We start from the raw sequence: 3,251 nt of genomic DNA on the forward strand, positions 1-3,251 counted from the left end.
CTGGCGCCCGCCCCTTCGGCGCGCACCGCGGCGCCTTCCGGCCCGGCGGCGCGCGGGGGCACATCGGATACGCCCCTGCTGGTAAAGATCACCGGCACCACGCTCATGCCCACCCGCAGGGACGGCATGGTGGCGGGGTCGTAGTCGGTCAGGCGCAGCCGCACGGGTATGCGCTGCACCACCTTGACGAAGTTGCCCGAGGCATTCTGGGGCGGAAACAGCGAAAAGGCCGCGCCGGTGCCCGCCATGATCGATTCCACCTGCCCCTTCAGCACCAGGCCGGGATAGGTGTCCACGCGGATTTCGCAAGGCTGGCCGGGCTTCACGTCGGTAAGCTCGGTTTCCTTGAAGTTGGCCGTCACCCACAGGTGGTCGGGCGACATGGGCACCACGGCCATGATCGGCTGCCCGCGCGTGACCATGCGGCCCGGCTCCACGTTCTTCTTGGTCACGTAGCCGTCCACGGGGGCGCGCACGGTGGTCCATTCCAGGTTCAGCTCGGCCTGGCGCACCTTGGCCTGCTGGGCCTCCACCTGGCGGGCGCGGATTTCCGCCACCACCTGACCGGTTCCGGCCAGGTCCACCTCTGCGCGCACGCGGCGCATTTCGGCTTCCGCCGCCGCGCGGGCCTTGCTGGCGGCTTCCAGCTTGGCGCGGGACGATTCCAGCCGGGCCTTGGCGGCATCGTCGGTGGAACGGGCACGGTCCGCCGCCTCTCTCGAAACGGCGCCCTGCCCCACCAGCGACTCCAGACGGCGCCGGTCCAGGGCGGCCTGGGCCTGCTCGGTGGACAGGCGCTCCATTTCGTAGCGGGCGGCGTCCTCTTCGTCGCGGGCCTGGGCGGCGCGGCGCTTGGTGGCCTCTTCCACGGCCTGGGCGCCGGTCACCCGGTGCACGGTCTGCGAAAGCTCCAGCGGCACGCCCCGCTGCAATGCGGCAAGCTGTGCGCGCGCTTCGGCCACGGCCACCTCGTATTCGGTGGGGTCCAGCCGGGCCAGCACCTCGCCTTCCTTGACGAACTGGTTGTCCTCCACGGGCACGTCCACCACGTAGCCCGCCACACGCGGCGAAACCATGAAGATGCGCCCGTCTACCTGGGCATCGTCGGTTTCCACCTTGCCGAGGCCATGCCAGTACCAGATGCCCGCCGCCAGAACCATGACGCCAAGCAGTATGCCGAGGATGCGCTTCTTGCTGTTCATGCCGTATCGCCGTGTGGCACGCGCGAACGCGTGGTGTGCGTGTGGGAAAACCGGCCATGCGCACGCGCGGAACAGCCGGGATCCGGTCGTGGGGTCGAAACGGAACATGCCGGACCGCCGGGGCCCTGTTCATTCAGGGAAAGGCCCCCCGGAGGTGGCGTCGGAATTGCCGCTTTCGGGAACGGCAATGCATAGCGCATGCCGTGCCGGGGGCGCAACCAGGCAATGCCGGTCCCGCAAGTGCCCACCTGCACGGTCGGGGGTGATCGCCTGCGCGTATCCCGGCGTGACGCGGCGCAGCGGATGGATGCACGGCGCGACACGGCGGCAACGGATTGTCGCAGCCTCACGAATTGTCGCAGCCTCACGGACCGGCGCACTGCAACGGACAGGCCCACTTCCACGAACCCGCGCACTCCCGCCTCGGAAGGGCGGGCGGTGGCAGCAACGGATATTTCAACCAGAAACGGCAGCCGGGTGCGCATCAGGCGGCATCAAAACACATCGCGGGGTATCCGAAAGCACTAGAGGTGCATTGGGTGGCTTCACCGTGCGGCTCGTCCTGCCTGCTACCTGCCCTTGCCGCCCTGCACATCGGGATAGGCGGATTGCAACCCGTACCGGGCAAGGCACCGTTGCAGTTCCCCCTCCCGGTGCAACGCGCGCAACGCGGTCTCGAAGGCTTCCACCACTTCCGGCGCGGTGCGGCGCGAAAGGGCCACCGTATAGTCCACCCGGTTGTGCCAGCCCGCATAGCGCAGGTTGGCGATGCGCAGCTGCGCGATGGTGGCAAGGCCGTTCTCGCGGCCGGAGAACACCGCGTCGATGCGGCCCTGTGCCAGTTTGAGGAACCCGGCATCATTATCGGTCGCCACGTCCACCGTCATGGGCGCCTGTCGCGCCAACTGCTCCAGGATGTCCGCCGTCAGCGAAGGGCCGTACACGCCTACCCGGTAGCCCGACACATCGCGGGGGGTGACGTAGCGCAGGGGGTTTTCCGTGCGCACGAAAAAGCCGTATTCGGCGCGCAACAGCGGCGGGCAAAAATGCAGCCACTGCTGGCGATCCGGCACAAACCCGATGGTGAAGATGCCGTCCGCGGTGCCGGTGCGCACCTCCTGCTGCGCACGCGCCCAGGGCAGCAGCCGAAAGGTGCAGCCCACGCCCATGCGTTCGCAGGCCATGGCGACGATCTCGGCCACGGGCCCGGCCACCCGATCCGTGTCGCCGTCGCGTTCCAGGTAGTTGAACGGCGGGTACTGCTGGGTGACGAAAATCAACCCGGAAGCATCGGGCCGTCCCACCTGCCCCGTCTGTGCGGAAATCTGTCGTGCCTGGGGCGCCGCAATCTGGCCCGCCGGAAGCGAGTCTGCCGGAAACACGTTCGTTTGTGCGGCCACCGCCGCCAACGACAGAGACAGGAGCAGGTAGGCGACAAGGCATGCCGTCAGGCGCACCAGGCCGCGCCCGGCACACCGGTCTTGGCAGTCGGGCACGGGCCACGGCCATGCCATGCGGAACCCATCACACTGCACGCCCCTGCTCCTTTCCCTGCCCCCGGTTGCTGCCTGTTCGGGCTGTTCCTGACGCGTTCAGCCCAATGCATGCCCTACGGACCTGTCCGAACCCGCCCAAGCAAGGCCGCGCGACCCTTGGCCGGCGCCTTGCCCCTGACGATGCAAAAGGGGCGCGGATGCGTGCCCCCTTCCGGAGCGATTCCGGGGCCAACGCCCCCGGGAACTCCACTTTCCGGGCCGACGACTGCCGCGCCGACTGCTACTGGACCTGCGACACTCGCGCCTGCAACAGCAGCCTCCCGCTGATGTCCTCTATGGTGCACACGAAGTGGGTCACCGCGCCAGCGCCAGCGCGCAAAGGGGCCAGACGGCATTCCGCGTCGAACGACCTGCCGTCGCCGCGCCGCAGCCGGGCTTGTCCGCTCCACGCCTTGCCCTGAGCGCGGGCCGCCAGCAATGCGGAAAACCCGGCGTTCCCGGTGTCGCCCGCATCGCCGCCAGCCGTTCCGGCGCCATTCCCTGCGGCGCTGCC

General features: G+C 68.9%; 3 protein-coding genes. All 3 read right to left on the reverse strand.

What is annotated here, in order from left to right; all coding sequences use genetic code 11:
• The coding region (locus FVW20_RS10495; RefSeq protein ID WP_196609465.1) for an HlyD family secretion protein at positions 1-1,202 on the reverse strand (1,202 nt) is incomplete at its 3' end.
• 569 nt (positions 1,203-1,771) lie between these two features.
• The gene (locus FVW20_RS10500; protein WP_307831487.1) at positions 1,772-2,737 is read right to left on the reverse strand and encodes a substrate-binding periplasmic protein; all 966 of its coding nucleotides are present in this window, start codon (positions 2,735-2,737) and stop codon (positions 1,772-1,774) included.
• Between the two features lie 241 nt (positions 2,738-2,978).
• Positions 2,979-3,251: PAS domain-containing protein (locus tag FVW20_RS10505; protein ID WP_196609466.1), on the reverse strand; the 273-nt coding region annotated here is incomplete at its 5' end.

Origin of the sequence: Nitratidesulfovibrio oxamicus (assembly GCF_015731765.1) — a bacterium.
In the GTDB taxonomy this organism is placed as follows: domain Bacteria; phylum Desulfobacterota; class Desulfovibrionia; order Desulfovibrionales; family Desulfovibrionaceae; genus Cupidesulfovibrio; species Cupidesulfovibrio oxamicus.